We start from the raw sequence: 18,785 nt of genomic DNA, 5'->3' as shown, positions 1-18,785 counted from the left end.
CGGGCTGCACGCCCGCAGGGCGATACCACCCGTGCGAATCGTCAGCCCATGCCTTGAACCCGATGCCGGTCACACTAGCGAAAATGGATCTTGCAGCTTCGAGAGCCACGCTTGCAGCTGCGCCTCCAGCGCTTTGGCTTCGCCGTCATGAGGCGCGGCCGTCAGTTTTTGCGGATGCATTTGATACGGGTCCGCCTCGTTATCGAACAGCAGCCTTGCGGCGGAGGCGGAGCCGAAGCTTTTTTGCGCGACATAGGTGTACCGCTCCGTACGAATTCCTCTCCAGCCGTAGGCGTTAATGTCAAGACCTTGCTCTTTGGCTTTGCGGTGTTCCTCGACGCCTCCGGGATAATGGCAGATGAACGCGGAGGAAGGTCTGTCGACCGGGGTCTCGGATTCCTTACCGCCAAAAACCGGCGAATAATCCGTACCCTGAAGCCGGCTGCGAATCTCATCCGGAACGTCGACGTCCATCAGCCCGAGCAGCGTCGGAACGATATCCGCGCTGTTGAACAGAAGGGGATCGGTTCCTTCCTTGACGCATCCGGGATAACGGATCAGGAACGGCACCGCGATCGACTCCTCGTACCAGACGTTCTTATGCTCCATCCATCCGTGAGAGCCCATCATTTCGCCATGATCCGATGTCAGCACGACAATCGTATCGTCACTGAGCCCTTCCTGCTCCAATGCTGCGAGCAAGCGGCCGAACTGATCGTCCGTTGCGGTCACGGCGGCGAAATAATCCTGCTGATGCTTCTCCGCCTGCGCGATCCCTTCGTCCTTCACGTTCGGGCGGAGCTTGAGCGGCCGGTCAGCATACATGGCTTTGTAGTCGTCCGGCACTTGCTCGAACGGCTGATGCGGCGGATTCCAGGAGACGAACAGGCAGAACGGCCGGTCGCGGTCTCTGCCCCGGATGAAGTCGATCGCCACGTCCGTCTCGTGAGCCGTCGACCATCGGTTCGGCTCGATCATCTCCGGCGTATCCCGCCAGTAATGCGGGCGCATATGCTTGTCGAACGCATTGTAGGCGTACCAGAAATCGAAGCCGAACCGGCGCGGGCCGGGCGGAATGTAGGCGTCCCAATGTCTTGCGCCGGAGGCCGGTTCCGCTTCGTGCGATTGCTCCGGCACATCGAGATGCCATTTGCCGATATACCCGGTCTGGTATCCTTCCTGCTTCAGCACGCTGCCGATCGTATGCTCTTCGTCGCCCAGCTTCACGGGAAGGCCCAGCTTGCAGTTGGTCGTCACGCCCGTCGCCAGCGGATACCGGCCTGTCAGCATGACGGAGCGGTTCGGCGAACAAAGCGGAAAGCAACTGATCGCGTGATCCAGCGACAAGCTCTCGTGGGCAAACCGGTCGATATTCGGCGTCAGCACGTCGTCCTCTTGGCGGAACCCCACCGCCTGTTTTCTCCATTGATCGGGAAACACAAATAACAAATTCGGCCTTTTCGCAGCCATGTCAACATCCCCTCTCTACTATTGATGCCTATCGGCCGCGCTGACGAGCACGATCTCGATCGGCGCCGCGTCCTTGCAATCCAGTGCGAGCAGCGTCCGCTCTCCGTCCCGGCCGCACACGCTCGCACGGGTATCCCGGGAAGGATCGGCGAGCGCCCACGCACCCCGTAGAACAAGCGTCACCCGGTGCAGCCGGCTGTCTGCATGAACCCACGGCCGCGAGTACACGCTGACCTCCCGCTGCACGCCGTACTCGTCGTACTGGTCGGCTTCCATGCCTTCGTACAACCGCAAATCCGGATCGACGGCGCTGACGATCAGCCCGCCGTCGCCCGTCTCGCGGATCATCACCATGCACGGCGTGTCCGTCTGCTCCAGCCATCCGGTGGCAGCGGTACGTCCCGCCTCGAACATCGCGTATGCGGTCGTCGCGCTCTCGCGGTCCCGCACGACATGAGCGATGCGGTCTTTTTGCAGCACGCTATAGGGCGCTGTGCCGTCGTCCGTCATCCGTTCGGCAAAGCGGCGCATCGCCTCCGCATGCGTCCGGACGAGGATCGCATATTCGTACTCGCCGCTTTGTGGCGCTGTCCCATGCTCGAACCAAGCGGAAGCAAAATCGCCTTCCGTGTCCGATCGGTCCTTCTGATGCTTGGAAAGCTGCTTTCTTCGGGAGACGGACACCGTCTGGCCGGCGGGGATGTAATAGCCATGCCCCTGATTATCGATCAGCCCTATGGCGCTGTACCCCTGCCATGTGGCGGCATAAGGAAATAAGGCGATGACCGACGGGTCTGCCGCATGATCGGCGCCCCGGCCTTGGTTGTCGGCTGCCGCATGTTTACGCGAGTGCTCTGTATCATCCGCTCCGTCCGCTTGTGAATCTACTTGTATCCAGATCGGATCGTCGCTGTGCGCGAGCCGGTTCTGAAACAGCGTCGTCTGGGTCGGGTAAGCGCTCGTGTTCTCAATACCCGTCCCGATGGCGACGATCCGGTCGTCAAAGAAAAAGAACGACTTGCGGGCTCGCTGCGAGCCGTCGTACTTGGGATGCCCGTGCAGCTTCATTGCGAACATGCCGTTGCGGTTCTCCAGATGCAGGCTGCCGCAATACGTTTCGTCGGACAGCAGCATTTCCTCGAAGCCGCTCCACGTATCGACGTTGCGCACGTCGGCGCACAGCTCCTCCCAAGGCAGATGCACCGTCGTCGTCCCCGGCCAGCGGTTCCAGTCCCACCCTTCCGGCGCATAGCCGCTGTCCGCGTGGTTGACAGGCTCGCCTCCGGCCATGATTTGCAGGTGACCGTAGGCGATGTACCGGCCGTATAAATTGCAATCGACATACGTCTCGTTCGCCCACAAATAACGGCTGTGCCCTCGCACGCCGGCCAGCCAGCCGTCCCGCCGGTGAAGGCCGAGCGCGGCGTAATTCATCGACCAGTGGCCGCTCGGATCCGATTCCGGCCGGATGCCGGCTTGCTCCAGCCGAAGCCGCGTTTCTTCTTCGGCTCCGCGCGGGAGCAGCCGCAAATAGGCCGCCGCCGTCTCGCGGTCGAGCGCATCGCTGCCGTCCGGCATGCCCGACAGCGCCATGTATTTGAAAGGAAGCAGCGGCAGCGAGCCTTTCCCGGTCGGATGGCGGGCGGACAGGCTGACGAGCCATTCGTACTTATGGCAGTACAGCCGCATCGACAGCAGCGCCTTGCGAAGGGCGGCGTGCGCATCCTCCGCAATCCGGTACGGCGTGCCGCTCAGCATGTACACGACCGGCGTTACGCCGTTCAGACCGCCTGCGGCGTATGCCGGGTAATGGTTCACGTGATGGTACATCGAGCCGTCGGACTTGATCGCCGCCCGGAGGCCGAGAGCCGGTCTGAGCGATTGGCTGAGCCAGCGGCTGAACGCCTGCAGCTCTTCCGCCTGCTCCGCTCCGCGCTCCATCAGCAGGATGGATGCGAGCATGCCGGCCAGCGTCGTATTGAAGATGTCGATATTCCCTTCGACCTCTTGCGGGTCCATATGAATGCGCCCGGCGCCGCTGTACCAGTACATTGCCTGCTGCGCCCGCTTCAGCGACGCAGGCGCGTTCTGCGCGAGCATCTCCCTCATGAGCAGCACGGCCGGATACAACGATTGGAGATTGTAACCTAGATGATGCACCGTCCCGAGCGCGCTCCCGGCTGCCCAGCCTTGGTCATGCCAATGCTCAAGCGCTTGAATGAACGCTTCCCCGATGCCGGCCCGCAGCCGCTCGCTCTCTGCCATGCGGTACGCATAGGCGGCGTTCAGCAGCCATTCGGTATATGATTTGACGTTGACGGCATCCGTGAGCGCGGTCAGCTCCGGCTTGCAATGCACCGGAAATACTTCTTGTCCGTGCACGAGCAGAACAGGCCTCCCTGAGCGGCGCCCTTCATCGCTGGCGATCCGGAATGTGGCGAATTGCTCCAGCAGCGACGCCCATTGCTGCTGCGCATCCTTCTTACTTCTCCTGCTCCACAGCCAGTCCTCATACTTGTGAAGAATCGCTTCGGCCGACGGCGAATCCGATAGAGCGGCTTCGGTGCGCTTAGGCCGCATGCGGGAAAACCGGTACAAGCTGAGCCAGTGGTTATTCGCTCCGCGATCCGCGCGCATGTTGACCTGCGGCACCTGTTCGTCTCTCGTCGGATGCCGGGGATCGACGGGAACGGATAATACCATCTGATCGAAATACAAGCTGCCAGGGTCCTCCGTTCTCGGACCTTCGATTGTAAGCGTATCCATATCAGGCCTCGGCGTTCCCTGCATATCGCGCTCGAACATCACCCATGCGGTGCGCCAGCCTTGAAAAGCCAACTGAAATTCAAAGAAGCAATCGGTGCTTGCTCCCCGGCCGAAGCGGAATACGAGCTTGTCGTTCACGGGCTTCTCGTTATAAACCCAGACGGCGAACGTATCCCTCGCCTGATTGACCGTATTTTCCTTATACGGCTGAAAACCGATCGGCGCCGATACGGTCAGTGCGGACCGGTACGCCCGATCCCAGCGCAGTGCGAATCGGCCGTCCTTATAGCGGTGTCCGCATATGGCAAGCGCCCCCGGCTGCGCTGCGGAGAAGCCTTCCGGCACCCCTTCCTCGAATGAATAAACGGTACGGTTCACGATTGTACGCGCCCCCTTTGGTCTATACGCAAGCAGCGTTTGGGTTCATTGTAACGCGGGCAGCGTTTCCCCAGAAGATGAATGTTTTATTCCCCCTGCCGCGCTGAGCGCGCTTCGTTCCTGCGCCGGAAGCCTAGCTACGCGTGGGAAACCCGTGGCATCGGCATCGGTTCTTTGCCAAGCTCCGCCCAGATGTATTTCAGGAGCAGCTCCATCTTGATATCCGCGTAGCGCGCGTCGTCCCACAGGTTGTGAATTTCGCCGGGATCCTCTTCAAGATCGAACAGTTCGCCGTACGTTTGGCGGTAGTACACGGTAATTTTGTATTTGCGGTCGACATACGTTTTTTGGTGAATGGTCGTAGGCTCATGATGAAATTCGCATAGGGCGTGGTCTCTCGCTTCGGTCGAAGGATTCCGCCATACGTCCGATTGATCGACGCCGGTCATCGTCTCCGGAACGGGCACGCCGGCCAACGACAAGAATGTCGGAGCCAGATCGACCAAAGATTGCAGCGAATCCGATACATGTCCTGCAGGCACTTGTCCCGGGTATTTGACGATGAACGGCACGCGGATCAAATCTTCGTAGTGGAAGCCGCCCTTCGCCTGCAAGCCGTGCTGTCCGAAGAAATGGCCGTGATCCGTCGTGAAGACGACGATCGTATTGTCGCTCAATCCGAGCTCATCGAGCCGGTTCAAGATCGTGCCGATATATTGATCCATGAAGCTGATCATCCCGTAATAGACCGCTACCGCCTTCTTATGCTCTTCCTCGGTCATGCGGCGATGCGAATGATATCCGTGAATGCCGAAGCCCGTTTCCTTGTAAGCCGAAAAATCGGGCGACGCCTGCTGCGTCATGCCGAAGTGCGGCGGATTTCGGTCATGCTCGCCGGGCGTCAGCTTCGGAATCGTCAGCTGCTCCGGATCGTACATGCTCGCCCAAGGCTCGGGAACCAAGTACGGGGGATGCGGATCGGGAAAGCTCGCCCACAGGAAGAACGCGTCGCCGCTTTGCTTGTACTCGCCAAGCAGCGCGTTCGTACGCTCGGCGATCCACCGGTTATAGTGATACTGCTCGGGAATCGGCCAATGAAACTTCGTTTTCCCGTCCATGGTACCGGTCGGCGCCATAAAGTAATCTTTCCAGTTCGAAGCTCCCTGCGCCTCCATCCACAGCGCGTAATGCTGCCCGGCCAGCCATTCGTTCGCATGGTTTCGCAGCAGCTCCACGCGCTCGAAGCCGTAATACGGCCCGGTAAACGACCGCCAGAAATCATAGTCATGCAATTTGTCTGTTCCTTCCAGCGAAGGATGCTGCGTGGTTGAGCCGATCGGCTGAAAATGCGCTTTACCGATTAATGCCGTCCTGTATTGCGCCCGGCTCAACCATTCCCCGACGGTCGCCCGGTCTTCGGGCAGCTTCGTGCCCAGCGTCCACGCTCCGTGCTGGCTCGGATACATGCCGGTAATGATCGAGGCTCTCGTAGGCGTACACGTCGGATTCGGGCAGTATGCCCTGCCGAAGGTCGTTCCCTCGCGGACAAGCCGGTCGAGATTCGGCGTCCGCACCTCCGGGTTGAATGCCCCAATCGTATTCCAATGCTGTTGGTCGCTCGTAATGAGGACGATGTTCGGTTTGTTCATGGCAGCCTCCGCTTGAGTTTGCGTGTGCGTTGATACCCTTACTATAGCGCCCGCAGGCTCGCAGCCACAATGATGCAGTGTAGCTTTTACTTTGCAATTTGTAGTTTTTTTCAAAATATCTAGGCTAAATATTTTACGATATGTGCTTGTATGAATTGATGATGTGTAGGGAACAACGCGAAAAGACCGTACAGTGATCATGATTACTGCACGGTCAAATGATTTTACACTATTCCACTACCAATACCCCTTGATGCCGCACTCCACCCGCAGCAGCGCCTCCAAGTAATAATAGTCGCCCCAGATCATGAAGTCGTCCGGCGCATTATTGCCTCTCACGCTGTACGAGCCGTGAAGCAGCAGCCCTTCCGCTTCCGGCTGCCCGATTGCGGCGTAGCGCTCCGTCAGCGACCGGAGCGACCGCTCCAAGCCCTGCTGCAGCCACGCCCGGTCCGGATCGCCATCCGGCAGCTGCTCCAGCAGCTCCAGCAACGCGGCGCAGACGATCGCCGACGCCGAGCTGTCGCGGTACGTTCCTCCTTGCACCGGCACGTCAAAGTCCCAATAGGCCACCTGATCTTCCGGCAAATGCGCCAGAAAATAACGGGCCATCCGCTTGGACGTCTCCAAATAGGCCGCGTCACCCGTATACCGGTAGGACAAGGCGAATCCGTACACACCCCATGCCTGCCCGCGGGTCCAAGTCGATCCGTGGCGGTACCCTTGCGCCGTCGCGCCGCCGACCGGCTCGCCGGTCTGCTGATCGAAATAAAACGTATGATAGCTCGAATCGTCGCCGCGAACGAGGTACCGTCTGCTTAATTCCGCGTGGGCCACTGCTATCTCTGCGAAACGCGCTTCCCCGGTCGTCTGCGAAGCCCAATACAACAGCGGCAGGTTCATCAGGCAGTCGATAATAATCCGGCCGCCCTGCTCCGGGCATCCGATCGGTCCCCATGCCTGAATGTATCCGCCTTCTGCGCGCCAGCGGCCGTACAGCTTCTCTGCCGCCTGCACCGTCAACTGCTTGGCCGTTTCGTCATGTTCGATCATCCACTGCGCTTTCGATGACAGCGTATACAGGAAGCCGATGTCATGATGCTCGATCGCCTCGTTATGAATGAGGCGCCGATGGAAGCTGTCGACCGTAGCCGCCGCCGCCTCCCGGAATACCGGATCCTTCGTATATTCATAGGACAGCCACAGCAGGCCCGACCAGAAGCCGGACGTCCATTCGTTGTTCGGATTCAAATTCCCGCTGTAGCTGCCCTGCTGTCCGACGTGAGGGTAGCCGTCGCCGAACTTCCCGATATTGCGGCGCACCTTCTCAACCGCGTCGTCTATCGCCTGTTTCCACATCATTGCTTCTCTCCTTCGAGTTCATCCTTGGATAGCGGTTATCCTTTGACCGCGCCGGCGGCAATGCCTTCGACAAAGTGATCCTGCGCCAAAAAATAAATGACGATCGTCGGCACGATGGCGGACACCGCCGCGGCCATCAGCGGGCCGTACTCCGTCGCATGCTCCGATTGGAAATGCTGCATGCCGAGCTGCAGCGTAAACAAATGGTCCGAGTTCAAGTAAATGAGCGGACCGAGAAAATCATTCCACGCATGCATAAACGTAAAGATCGTCAGACTGGCGATCGCCGGCCGCGTCAACGGCAGGATTACGCGGACATAAATGCCGAATTCGCTCAGTCCGTCAATGCGCGCCGCCTCCGACAGCTCCTCCGGAATCGACATGAAGAACTGCCGGAACAAGAAGACGCCGAACGGGCTGAAGGCGCCCAACATGATCAGCGCCCAGTGGGAATCGATCAGCCCGAGCTGCTTCATGAGCAAAAACTGCGGGATCATCATCACCTGGAACGGAATCATCATCGTCGCCACATACAGGAAAAACAGCTTGTCCCGTTCCGGAAACCGGACCTTGGCGAACGCGTAGGCCGCCATCGAGCAGGTGACGATCTGCAGGACGGTTGTCGATACCGCGATTTTGACCGTGTTCACGTAGTATGAAAAAAACGGCAGCTTCACCCATACTTTCTCGTAATTGGACCCATAAAGCGTGCTCGGAATCCAGCGGATCGGGAAGCTGAACACTTCCGCCTCCGACTTGAGCGACGCCGAAATCATCCATACGAACGGCAGCACCATCGATAAGGACACGAGAATGAGTACGGCGTACAGTACAGCGCTGCGAATCTTCAAAGACAGTCGGAACGGCTTCGGAGCGGTATAGGCTTCTGCCCGAGAATGGGCCAACTTCATTGCAATCCCTCCCCTCTGCTCCGCTTAGGAGTAGTTAACCCAGCGGCTCTGCCCCTTGAACTGGATGAATGTAATGACGGCAATGATGGCGAACAGGACATAAGCCATAGCCGAAGCATAGCCGTATTCATACCGCTGGAACGCGGTATAGTAGATGTCGTAGACGAGCATATGCGTGGACCGTCCCGGGCCTCCCTTGGTCAGCACGTAGACGAGGTCGAACACTTTGAACGAATTGATGATGCCGATAATGACCGTGAAAAAAATAACCGGCGACAGCATCGGCAGCGTCACGTTGCGAAACTGGGACGCCTTGCCGGCGCCGTCGATTTCAGCCGCTTCGTACAAATCTCTCGGAATGCCCTGCAAGCCCGCCAAATAAAGCACCATGTAGTATCCGATGGAATGCCAAATACTCACGATGATGACCGACAGCAGCGCCCAATCGCCGGACGCCAGCCAAGCCGGCGGGTTGTCCACGCCTATCGTCCGCAGCAAGCCGTTGATCGGCCCCATCGTCGGATTGTACAGCAGCTGCCATACGACGGCTACCGCGATCGTCGCTGTAATATGGGGCAGGAAGATCGCTGTGCGGAACAGCTTGATGCCCCGTATGCCTTTATTGAGCGCAACGGCCGCCAATACGGCGAGCAGCAGCGTCGCAGGTACGGAGACGACGGTCATGATCAAGCTGTTAAGCAGCGAAATGCGAAACGTCTCGTCCCCCCACAGCCGGGTATAATTGTCGAAGCCGGTAAAATTGACTTGGCCGAAGCCGTTCCAATCGGTGAAGCTCATGAGGAACGAAGCAAAGACGGGAAAACAAATAAAGACGAGAAATCCGATAATATTCGGCAGCAAAAAGAGGTATCCCGTCATTCTGCTGCTGGTGACGGCTTTGTTGTGTGGCCTTAGCAAACGAATCACTCCTGTCTGGACAGCCGAGTCTCGCCTTATGGAAGACGAGACAGCGAGACCCGGCCCGGGCTTACAGCATTATTTCTTGGCTGCCTTGAAATCCTTTTCGTACTTGTCCGCCCATTCCTTCTGAACCCTTGCGCCGATCTTTTGGATTGCCTGATCGGCCGTCTGCCCGCCGGTCAAGGCGACTTCGCCTTCCTGCTTGTAAATGTTGTTGAGCACAATATTTTTCACGCCTGGCAGCAGCGGGTACTCGGCGTATTCTTTTTGCTCGACGAAGTAATGAATGTTTTTCGGCTTCATGCTTCCGTCGCCTACGTACGCTTTCCGGATCTCGTCGTTGCTGTATCCGGTCAAGAACCCTTTGGAAGCGAATAGTTTGGCGCCCTTGGCACCTGTCATATATTCCAACACTTTGAACGCTTCTTCCTTATGCTTGGAATTTTTGTTCACCATGAGCGAGACCGGCGTCGCAAGGCTCGTGTTGGCCGGAACACCCGGCGGATGCGGCACCGGAACGACGTCCCAATCGAAGCTGATCTTCTTCTCCTCTTCCGCCTGTCTGAGCTGCGCGACGTGCCAGTCGCCGATCAGGTTCATCGCTACGTTGCCTTTTTGGAAGGCGGAATTGTAATGGGCCGACGTCGAGATTTGCTCCGCCCAGGACATGATCGAGCCGTCTTTTTCCATGTCCATCCGGAACTGCAGCGCCTTCTTGAACGGCGCCAAATCTTTGTCGATGATCGTGGAGCCGCCCTGCACCGCCTGGATGTACCACGTTTGCGCCCACGGATGGAGGAACGCGCCGTATATTTTGTTCGCGCCTTCGCCCTTCGTCATTTTTTTGGCCAAATCCCGGAACTCGTCCCACGTCATGTCCGCTTTCGGATACGGCACCTTCGCCTGGTCGAACAGCGTTTTATTGTAATAGAGCATCCAATTCGACTTCCGGTAAGGAAGGCCGTACATTTTATCGTTCACCTTCAAGCTGTCATAGAGCGGGCCGAAGCCGGAAACGTCGATTTTATTTTTCTTGATATAATCGTCAAGCGGCTCTAATATGCCTGTGTCCAGGAATACGTCCATATTGCCGCCGATAATATCGATATCTTCGCCGGAAGACAACTGCAGCCGAAGCTTATCGTAATATTGCTGCTGCGGAATCGTCTCCAGCTGGACGTCGATGTTCGGATTCTCCTTCTTGAACTCGTCATACGCCAGCTTGAACGTATTCAAGTCGTCCGAGAGCACCGTCATTTTCAGCTTCACCGGCTTGCCTTCGCCGCCGCTTCCTGCCCCGTTCCCGCCTTGAGCGGACGGTTTCGAAGAAGAACAGCCAGCCGTCAGCCCCGCCGCAAGCGCGCCTGCCAAGGTCAGGCTAACAATTTTATTCATTTTACATCCACCCTTTGGTTTTGTTATGATTTTTGTATGCGCTTCCCATGACGTTATTGTAAACCGGATTCCGGAATGCCGGGAGTTGAAAGTTTTATTCCCCCGCGCATGACAGGTCCGGTCCAACTTCCCGGCTGAAGAGGTTGTCATCATGATTATCGTCACGCTTATTTTTTTATCGGTCTCGGTACTGGTTACGTACAACAAGCTGAACAGTACGTCCACACGCTTCATGTACGGCATTATCGCCAGTTGGGTTGTTTCCTTTGTCTCGTTCGTTCTTTATTTGAGCAAATTTAATTATTATTACAACATCATCGATTCCGTTTTCAATTTCAGCCCCGGCACATGGAACTATCTCGTGCTGGCCAAATTCAATCCGCTGCTGCTGATCCGGCTGTTGAATCTTGGCGTCATGCTGTTCTACTGCTCGCTGCTCGGTTTCGCCGTTTCGTTCACCCGGAGCCTCAGCCCGGGTACACAGCGCCGGACGTACATCGTGTTGGCCGCGGGATTCGCCGTTTCGCTCGTTCTATACGATCCGGCGGTCCATATTGCCGTACAGAACGAATCACTCCGTTACGCGCTGGCGTTGTCGAATCACGTCGTGCATTTTGCCAAATATGTGATGCTGGTCGGCGCCTTCACGTTGATGGTGCATTATTACTGGAAATATCCGAACATCCGGTTTATTAAAAACATGACGCTGGTGCACACGCTCAGCCTCATTCCTGTCGCGCTTCTACACGTTATGCTCTTCTCTTGGGCGCCCAAAAACTTGGTGAAAGCCACCTACTTGGAAGGGTACTACAATTACTTGCAGCCGACGTTCGGCACGCACAAGCTCATGCTGTCCATCATGCCTTATGTGGTATATGCCGCGCTGACGTTCATGCTCGTTATTGTGTACAAGTATAACTCGATTGAGACGTACCGCCGAAACCGCGATATTCAAATTAACAAAAGCATCGATACGGCGACGCTCGGAACAAGGGCGTTCACTCATGCGCTGAAAAATCACCTGATCGCGATTCAATCGGAAGCCGAGTACTTGAAGGACAAGCATGCCGGCGACGAAGATACCGTGTACAGCCTGAACCTGATGCTGAAATCATGCGAAGCGGGGATGGGCAGCATCAACGAAGCGGCGGATAAATTCAAGCGCATTCAGCTTAATTTGCAGGCGCAGCCGCTCGAAGCCCCGGTCCGGCAGGCGTTATCGCTGCTCGAGCCGCGCAGCGCGACCGTCGAAGTCCGGTTTATACCCGAATCGGTTCCCTCCCCCGTCGCCTATATCGACGCGCCGCATTTGAGTGAAGCGATCTACAATTTGCTGAAAAATGCGATCGAATCGTTAGCGGGGCAGGAGCGGGGAATCGTTACGGTGGAGATCGCGCAGCGCAACGGCTGGGGGATGATCCGCATCTCGGACAATGGACCCGGCGTCCCCGAGGAGCTGCTGGATCAAATCTTCAATCCGTTCTTTACAACGAAGGCGTCGGTGAACAACTGGGGGATCGGCTTATCGTACTGCCACAAGATCGTGACCGGCCATGACGGGAAAATTCAAGTGGAAAGCAAGGTCGGCGCCGGCACGTCCTTTACGATCTTCTTGCCTGTCGTTTGAAATAGAGAAATCGGGGGAATAAAACGTTCCCCCGTCCATCAAGGGGGCCGACATGACGGAACATAACATTCGAATCGTAATCGCGGACGATATGGAGGCGCACCGAAGAAGACTGGAGCGGGTGATCGCCCAGTCGGGGACGATGCAATGCGTCGCCGCAGCGGCAACAGGCTATGAAGCCGTGATGCAGGCGGCGATGCATCAGCCGGACGTAGTCCTGCTGGATATCGAGATGGAGAGCCAGTATGCTGGCATCGAAGCGGCCAAACAAATCAACGAGAAGCTGCCGCATATCAAAATTATTGTGCTGACCGTGCACAAAGACGACAACTTCATCTTCGCCGCATTTCAATCCGGCATTCACGATTATTTGCTCAAGACGGCCGCCAACGAGGAAATTCTCGACGCGATCCGTTCCGCTTACCACAATCAATCCCCGATCCGGCCGATGATCGCCGAGAAAATACGCGAGGAATTCGCCCGCGTGAAGCGGACGGAAAGCAGCCTGCTGTTCGTCATTCAGATTATTTCGGAATTGACGCCGAGCGAGCTGCAGGTGCTGCGTCAGCTGTGCGAAGGGAAATCGCGCAAAGCGATTGCCGAGGAACGAAGCGTCGAATATGAAACGATCAAGAAGCAAATCAACAGCATCTTGAAAAAATTCAAGCTTTCCAGCATTTCCGACGTGATTCGCAGCGTCAACGAGCTGCGCATTTTCGAAACGCTGAAAAAGCTGTAATCGGCAGAAGCTGAAAACGAGATAACATATCCATGCAATATGTGCGATTAAAAAAGAAGCTACAGGCGCAGTCTCCCCATGGAGAGAGAGAAATGCAGCCTTTTGCTTCTTTTTTTGCGCAGGTACGAATACGGCATTCCAATGGATGAGTATACTCTGTGCTTATAGAAATGCCGTCTTGCCGCCGCCGTCCGGACCTGCCAGCCGCAGCTGCCCGCCCCCGCGGACCGGCTCTCGCACCCCGTCGCGCGCCGGATCGGCGTAGCGGACAAACCAGCCGTCCAGCTCCGCCTTCATCCGGGCGATTCGTTCCTGCTGCTCCGATGCGTTGATCAGATTCGTCCGCTCGTCCGGATCGCGCAGCAGATCGTACAGCTCATGCGGCCCGTACGGGTACCGGTGCACATATTTCCACTCGCGGCTCCGCACCATGCGCACCGGTCCGTACTCATCGTAGATGAATACATGCTCCCGCTCCGTCGTCGTCTCACCCCGCAGCAGCGGCGCGAAGCTGACCCCCGGCAGTCCGTCCGGTATCGCGCCGGCCAAACCGGCATACTCCAGCAGCGTCGGCATCACGTCGTAACCGCTCAGCATGGAAGCGCACACCGTTGCTTGCGGAATCGTCCCAGGATGACTGAAGATCGCTGGCACCTTGACCGACGTATCGTACATATTTTGCGGAAACGTGCCGTTGCCTTTTCCCCAAAATCCGTGATGGCCGCAGTTGAAGCCGTTATCCCCCATGAACACGATCAGCGTCTGCTCCCGCAGCCCTTTCTCCTCCAGCCGGTCGATCAATCGGCCGATTTGCAGATCCATTGCCGTAACGGCGGCAAAATACCCCTTCAGATTCTCACGCCAGTTGCTGCCCCAAGGCGCATTCGGGATCGTCCACGGATGAGCAGGCTCTTGAGGACAGCTATCGAACGGGCAGTCGTTGTACAACGCGACGAATGGTTCCGGATGTTGGCCGATCCACGGACTGTGCGGCGCCGTATAATGCACGCTCAGGTAGAACGGAGCCTGTCCGGTCTGCCCGTCGATAAACGCCAGCGCATCTTCCGTAATAACCTCCGTGACATGTCCCGGTTCCTTTCCCGGCTTGCCGTCGCGTATCATCGGCGCGTCATAATAAGGACTTCCGCCCGATTGATGAACGAACCAGTGAGTGAAGCCTTTTTGCGGTGTCACGCTGTCGCCCAGATGCCATTTGCCGCTAATCCCGCATGTATACCCGCTCGCTGCGAGCAGCTCGGTGTACGCGGTCTGCCCATCGTCCAGATAAGGTAAAGCGCCTTCCCCCATATTCCCTTCCTTGATCCAGTCGTGCACTCCGTGCTGCGACGGGATTCGCCCGGTCAGCAGCGAAGCGCGCGCCGGCGAGCACACGGGAGACGTGCAGAAGAAATGGTCGAACCGGCTGCCGGTGGCGGCGAGCCGATCCAAATTCGGCGTGCGGATCTCGGGGTTGCCTGCGCAGCCCATCGCCCAAGCGCCTTGGTCGTCGGATAGAATAAACAGGATATTCGGTTGAGTCATGACGATGTTCTCCTCTCAGCGGTTCGATGCCTAGCCTTACTATATCGCGACGGGCTAGCGCCGGACAATTGCATTTTGTTTCAAGCGCTTTGCAATTTGTAAGGCTGCCCGTATACTGAGGAGATAAAGCGCTACCCGGGGAGGCACGGCGATCATGCAGGAATACGCGCAGGAGTTTGCGGAAAACATTTATTTTTCTCCCGACGAATTGAATTACTCCATCGGGCTGTGGCCGGTCCGCATCGGGCGGAACCGCGCCAAGCCGAACTATGGCGCCGGCCCGCGGACGATTGAGCATTACAGCGTTCACTTTGTTCAAGCGGGTGCCGTGCTGTTCCAATTCGGCGAGCAATCGGTGCAGCTGCGTCAAGGCGACCTCTTCTGCCTGTTCCCGCGAACTTCGTACAGCTACCGGCCGGCCGGCACGGACGTTACGCTGGAGATGGCGTGGATCGCTCTCGACGGTCCGCTGTCGCCGGCCTTGCTCGCTTTGGCCGGAATCCGCGAGCATACTCCATGGCTGCAGGACGCGATGTCTGCGGAGATTGAATCGACGCTGCAGCAGTTCTGGTCGGTCGGAGCGCTTCGCCCTCATGACCCCCGCCTCGCGTACGCCAGTCTGCTGTTCAAATTATTCGACGGGCTGAAGCACCGGACGGAACCGGCGCAGCCGCCGAAGGACCGGCAGAAGGACTGGATCAAAAAAAGCGTCGACTATATGCATACCCACTACGCCGAACAAATTGACGCGACGCATGTCGCGATGCATGCGGGCATCCATCGCACGTATTTTTCCAAAATATTCGCCGAACAGATCGGCATGTCGCCGGCCAAGTACTTGATGAAGCTGCGAATGGACAAGGCCATGCGCCTGCTGCAGGAAACCTCGCTCACCGTGACGGAAATCGCGCTTAGTCTCAGCTACTCGGATGCCGCTTCGTTTTCCCGCGCGTTCAGCTTGTATTACGGGTTTCCTCCGACGCACTACAGGCTGAAAACGGACGAAGCCCGGCTGCAGTAGAAGTCTGCGGTGCATGGGCATAAAAGAATCGGTTATTAGCTGTTTAGTAACCCCAAAGCCTGGTTACATCCGTCAGCTTTTGACGCTCGATTCGCAGTCTGTAAATATCGGGCATCGTCGTGGATTGCCAAAAAGCGTAGTTATACCGGGGATCGAAGTGGTTCATCATGAGCGTCATGATGTCGCCGTGCGTGCCGATCACGATCGATTCGCCCGCATGCTGCTCCAGCAGCCGCGTAAGAACGCGTACCGCCCGCGACTGCGCCTGTCGGCTCGATTCCCCGCCCGGGAACGAGTAATTCCAGTCTTCGTACACGGCACGCTTCGCGGAAAGGAACTGATCGATTGCCAAGCGATGCGTCTCACCTGCAACCTGTCTCTCCCGCAAATCTTCTTCGACGGCAATCTCCAGATGCAATGCGTCCGCCAATCCCTTAACCGTAGCGATCGCGCGTTCATATGGACTGGAAATGATCGCATCGATGCGTTCGTCCCGCAGACGCTTCGCCACTTGCGCCGCATCCGCCGTTCCTTTCGAGGATAGTCCCCTTGTGCGCTCCATGCCCGGAATGTAAGGCGAATCCGCATGCCTGACCCAATAAAGCGTCGTAATCACTTCGTCTCCACCCGCCTTCCTTTTTCCGCGTGGCAGCAGTCCATTCTCCACCACGGCGTATCGCCCATTATAGCACGGCAGCGAGACTTGGAAAATATTAGTTTATGTATAAAAAAGCACCCCTGCGCAATCTCGGGATGCCATGACCGTCCGTATGTTCATGATTGCGATGCTCCATCAGGAAATCATGGAGACAACAGGTTTGCTGCCAATCGTCTGCCGCGGCTCAAATGAAGAAAGCGGGCAGCGACACCAGCGCCGTCAAGGCGAACAACGGCCAGATCCACCATAACCCGGCTCCCCATCCCCAGCTGCCATAGCCCCAACCGAAAGGATACCCGTAAGGGCCAAACGCCTTGATCTGTGCTTTGCTCTTCAAATTCATCCGTTTCATATTCCGTTTGGACTGCAGGACAGCCGACCCTTTGACTTGCGGCAGCGCGCCCATTTTCTTCTTTAAGCTTAACACGGCCGCCTCCGGAACACCGAGCGGCTTGAGCACCAGATTCCCGTTATGGATGCATTGAATAACCCCGCACACGAATTCGCCATCCGGCAAAATGGCTCCGATCGGCCGGCCGATATAAGGCGTAATGACCGACTCGGACAGCGGATATTGACCGATAAATGTCAAAACGTTTCCCTCCCGAAACATAGTGTGAACTGCATGTCTTCCGTCCCGGATGCGACGGACGCCTCCACGCAAAGAGAGGCCCCGCTCAATGGGACCTCCATTTCATGACCTCCCCGCTCCCGGACCATTTAGCCATGAACCGGGGCAAGAAAACGTCAGCCTATACGGGACCCTGTGTACGCTATACGTATGGCGCGTATCATCCACAGTAAAGAATATGAAGTCCGGCCGGCGGTTGCATAGACGGAAGGCCACCGCAAATACCTATTTAGAGTTGACTGTCCATTTTAACGTATTTTTCATTAAAACCAGTGACATCCAGAATAAGAGCAGCGCATTGACGGTATGCAGCGCGGGGAGCACACCGCTGAACAACTGCAGTGTCATATGCTGCAATACGGTGAGCGCGAACAACCCGAGCGGGAACCAGCGCAACACGCCGCGGATACGTCCCGCAAACGACAATGCAAACATGACGACGGAAACAAGTTCAAACGAATTGGCAAATGTGCGATGCCACTGCCAGCTGTTCGAGCTTACGAATAAACCCATACCGGCCAGAAACACTTGGACGATCACGCATAGACAATATATCGCCGCGAGCCAGGCGTAGACGATACGCACCGATCGAATTCGCCGGCTCTGACCGGTGACAACAACGTCACCATGGAGGCGTTCGGGGGAATCGTCATTCATCGGATCGAAACTCCTCTCTACACCCAAAGGTTACTGGCGGTGCCAGCCGCGCCCTATCGCCTCGTGATTCCCGTTGCGAGGCTGCACCGTTTCCAATGGCTTATCCGTCAAGTCAATCCGGTCGGATACCGTCCGGTCTACGTCGGTAATATGCGCATCAAGCTGAACCGCGATCACGTGGTGAACGCCTGCCTCGTCGTTACCGGTGACGACGAATTGCGCAGTTTGCCGTTCCATTCGCGCATCGGGCCCGAGCTTCGCCGCTATGTGAATTTGCTCCAGCGCAGTGTTATTGCTCAACCTTGGCATCTGCTCCCATTTCGGGTTGTTTGCAGCTTTGGAAAGAATGAACGAACTTACCGCTTTCACGGGAACGGGAAGCTCGCTCCCGGTCAGATCCAGCGTAATTTGCGTGCCGCCGTCATCTGCCGCTTCCACCTTCGCATGCTCCCACATGCGGCTTGCCACGTTGTCGATGACATGTCCCACGATTTGGGGCGGACCGTCCTGCTTCCACTGTGTTGGACCGCGCTCGACGACTTTATACACGTCGCTTTCACTGCTTTTCACAATCATTTGTCCATCCTGGCGGTACATGTTCATGGAATGCGTCTCGCCCAGATGATCGACGGTTGCCGCTACGCTGACCGTTTCCAGCTCGCGGTTATGCTTGACAGCCGCCTGCGCATCGGCCACCTTCGCCCCATTATCGGTTACAGACACATCGGCCGTCACCGTGAAGCTCGCCGCCGAATGCAATTGCTGCAGCGCCGTCTTGTACATCTCATACCCGGGCGCATCGGCTCTGGCCGAGTAGGCCCCGCCCGCCAGCAGCATGACGCCTATCCCGATGCATGCGCCTGCCGTTAACCATTTGTTCTTCATCCTGTTTCCCTCCGCTTACTATCGATTTGGAATGGTACCCGCTTCAGAAGCGTTCGCGTGTGCATGACCGCCCATCCGGCGCTGCCGAAGCTTTCCGTATCTCTATCGTAACGAACAGGTGTAAAGCGCCTCTAAATGAAATCTAAAAAAAGTATAAACCGGGATTGTCCCGA

The 18,785-nt window shown here is 57.0% G+C and carries 15 protein-coding genes; 3 read left to right on the top strand and 12 right to left on the bottom strand.

What is annotated here, in order from left to right; all coding sequences use genetic code 11:
• Nucleotides 1–69: 69 nt before the first annotated feature.
• The 7 genes from KXG62_RS04775 to KXG62_RS04745 all read right to left on the bottom strand — a co-directional run bounded on the left by KXG62_RS04775 (nt 70) and on the right by KXG62_RS04745 (nt 10,852).
• Nucleotides 70–1,470, bottom strand: a complete 1,401-nt coding sequence (locus tag KXG62_RS04775) for a sulfatase family protein (protein WP_218090787.1) — start codon at nt 1,468–1,470, stop codon at nt 70–72.
• Nucleotides 1,471–1,488: 18 nt separating this feature from the next.
• Complete coding sequence (locus KXG62_RS04770) at nt 1,489–4,614, bottom strand: chondroitinase family polysaccharide lyase (RefSeq protein ID WP_218090786.1); 3,126 nt, start codon at nt 4,612–4,614, stop codon at nt 1,489–1,491.
• Nucleotides 4,615–4,751: 137 nt separating this feature from the next.
• Nucleotides 4,752–6,263, bottom strand: coding sequence for a sulfatase family protein (locus KXG62_RS04765; protein ID WP_218090785.1), 1,512 nt, complete (start codon nt 6,261–6,263; stop codon nt 4,752–4,754).
• A 237-nt stretch (nt 6,264–6,500) separates the two neighbouring features.
• Nucleotides 6,501–7,622: a glycoside hydrolase family 88 protein gene (locus KXG62_RS04760; RefSeq protein WP_218091027.1), complete on the bottom strand. Its 1,122-nt coding sequence runs from the start codon at nt 7,620–7,622 to the stop codon at nt 6,501–6,503.
• 38 nt (nt 7,623–7,660) lie between these two features.
• A complete protein-coding gene (locus KXG62_RS04755; RefSeq protein ID WP_218090784.1) occupies nt 7,661–8,536 on the bottom strand; it encodes a carbohydrate ABC transporter permease in 876 nt (291 codons plus the stop codon).
• A 24-nt stretch (nt 8,537–8,560) separates the two neighbouring features.
• Entirely contained in the window at nt 8,561–9,454 is an 894-nt protein-coding gene (locus KXG62_RS04750; RefSeq protein ID WP_246627293.1) for a carbohydrate ABC transporter permease, read from the bottom strand.
• A 78-nt stretch (nt 9,455–9,532) separates the two neighbouring features.
• Nucleotides 9,533–10,852, bottom strand: a complete 1,320-nt coding sequence (locus KXG62_RS04745) for an ABC transporter substrate-binding protein (RefSeq protein WP_246627292.1) — start codon at nt 10,850–10,852, stop codon at nt 9,533–9,535.
• A gap of 151 nt (nt 10,853–11,003) precedes the next feature.
• On the opposite strand from KXG62_RS04745, the gene KXG62_RS04740 reads away from it, so the two are divergent.
• Nucleotides 11,004–12,479, top strand: a complete 1,476-nt coding sequence (locus tag KXG62_RS04740; protein ID WP_218090783.1) for a sensor histidine kinase — start codon at nt 11,004–11,006, stop codon at nt 12,477–12,479.
• A 52-nt stretch (nt 12,480–12,531) separates the two neighbouring features.
• On the top strand, nt 12,532–13,218 hold the full coding sequence (locus tag KXG62_RS04735; RefSeq protein WP_218090782.1) for a response regulator transcription factor: 687 nt from the start codon (nt 12,532–12,534) through the stop codon (nt 13,216–13,218).
• Nucleotides 13,219–13,380: 162 nt separating this feature from the next.
• Here KXG62_RS04735 and KXG62_RS04730 read toward each other — a convergent pair whose 3' ends face one another.
• Nucleotides 13,381–14,760, bottom strand: coding sequence for a sulfatase family protein (locus KXG62_RS04730; protein ID WP_218090781.1), 1,380 nt, complete (start codon nt 14,758–14,760; stop codon nt 13,381–13,383).
• Between the two features lie 154 nt (nt 14,761–14,914).
• Between KXG62_RS04730 and KXG62_RS04725 the strand changes: the two genes are divergently transcribed.
• Nucleotides 14,915–15,781 carry an AraC family transcriptional regulator gene (locus KXG62_RS04725; protein WP_218090780.1) on the top strand — a complete coding sequence of 289 codons (867 nt, stop codon included), beginning with the start codon at nt 14,915–14,917 and terminating at the stop codon, nt 15,779–15,781.
• Between the two features lie 43 nt (nt 15,782–15,824).
• Here the strand turns inward: KXG62_RS04725 and KXG62_RS04720 are convergent, their stop codons facing one another.
• The 4 genes from KXG62_RS04720 to KXG62_RS04705 form a co-directional block, all read right to left on the bottom strand.
• Nucleotides 15,825–16,397, bottom strand: coding sequence for a histidine phosphatase family protein (locus tag KXG62_RS04720; RefSeq protein ID WP_343223432.1), 573 nt, complete (start codon nt 16,395–16,397; stop codon nt 15,825–15,827).
• 226 nt (nt 16,398–16,623) lie between these two features.
• Nucleotides 16,624–17,031, bottom strand: coding sequence for a hypothetical protein (locus KXG62_RS04715; protein ID WP_218090779.1), 408 nt, complete (start codon nt 17,029–17,031; stop codon nt 16,624–16,626).
• 264 nt (nt 17,032–17,295) lie between these two features.
• The gene (locus tag KXG62_RS04710; protein ID WP_218090778.1) at nt 17,296–17,727 is read right to left on the bottom strand and encodes a DUF6220 domain-containing protein; all 432 of its coding nucleotides are present in this window, start codon (nt 17,725–17,727) and stop codon (nt 17,296–17,298) included.
• A gap of 30 nt (nt 17,728–17,757) precedes the next feature.
• Entirely contained in the window at nt 17,758–18,612 is an 855-nt protein-coding gene (locus tag KXG62_RS04705; RefSeq protein WP_218090777.1) for a hypothetical protein, read from the bottom strand.
• Nucleotides 18,613–18,785: the final 173 nt, after the last annotated feature.

Origin of the sequence: Paenibacillus solanacearum (assembly GCF_910593845.1) — a bacterium.
Taxonomy (GTDB): domain Bacteria; phylum Bacillota; class Bacilli; order Paenibacillales; family NBRC-103111; genus Paenibacillus_G; species Paenibacillus_G solanacearum.
This window is presented reverse-complemented; position numbering and strand designations above follow the sequence as displayed.

Coding starts and splice junctions, on each gene's coding strand:
- KXG62_RS04765 (WP_218090785.1), bottom strand. CDS start 6,263: ATGAACAAACCGAACATCGTCCTCATTACGAGCGACCAACAGCATTGG.
- KXG62_RS04755 (WP_218090784.1), bottom strand. CDS start 8,536: ATGAAGTTGGCCCATTCTCGGGCAGAAGCCTATACCGCTCCGAAGCCG.
- KXG62_RS04705 (WP_218090777.1), bottom strand. CDS start 18,612: ATGAAGAACAAATGGTTAACGGCAGGCGCATGCATCGGGATAGGCGTC.
- KXG62_RS04760 (WP_218091027.1), bottom strand. CDS start 7,622: ATGTGGAAACAGGCGATAGACGACGCGGTTGAGAAGGTGCGCCGCAAT.
- KXG62_RS04745 (WP_246627292.1), bottom strand. CDS start 10,852: ATGAATAAAATTGTTAGCCTGACCTTGGCAGGCGCGCTTGCGGCGGGG.
- KXG62_RS04730 (WP_218090781.1), bottom strand. CDS start 14,760: ATGACTCAACCGAATATCCTGTTTATTCTATCCGACGACCAAGGCGCT.
- KXG62_RS04725 (WP_218090780.1), top strand. CDS start 14,915: ATGCAGGAATACGCGCAGGAGTTTGCGGAAAACATTTATTTTTCTCCC.
- KXG62_RS04740 (WP_218090783.1), top strand. CDS start 11,004: ATGATTATCGTCACGCTTATTTTTTTATCGGTCTCGGTACTGGTTACG.
- KXG62_RS04775 (WP_218090787.1), bottom strand. CDS start 1,470: ATGGCTGCGAAAAGGCCGAATTTGTTATTTGTGTTTCCCGATCAATGG.
- KXG62_RS04735 (WP_218090782.1), top strand. CDS start 12,532: ATGACGGAACATAACATTCGAATCGTAATCGCGGACGATATGGAGGCG.
- KXG62_RS04710 (WP_218090778.1), bottom strand. CDS start 17,727: ATGAATGACGATTCCCCCGAACGCCTCCATGGTGACGTTGTTGTCACC.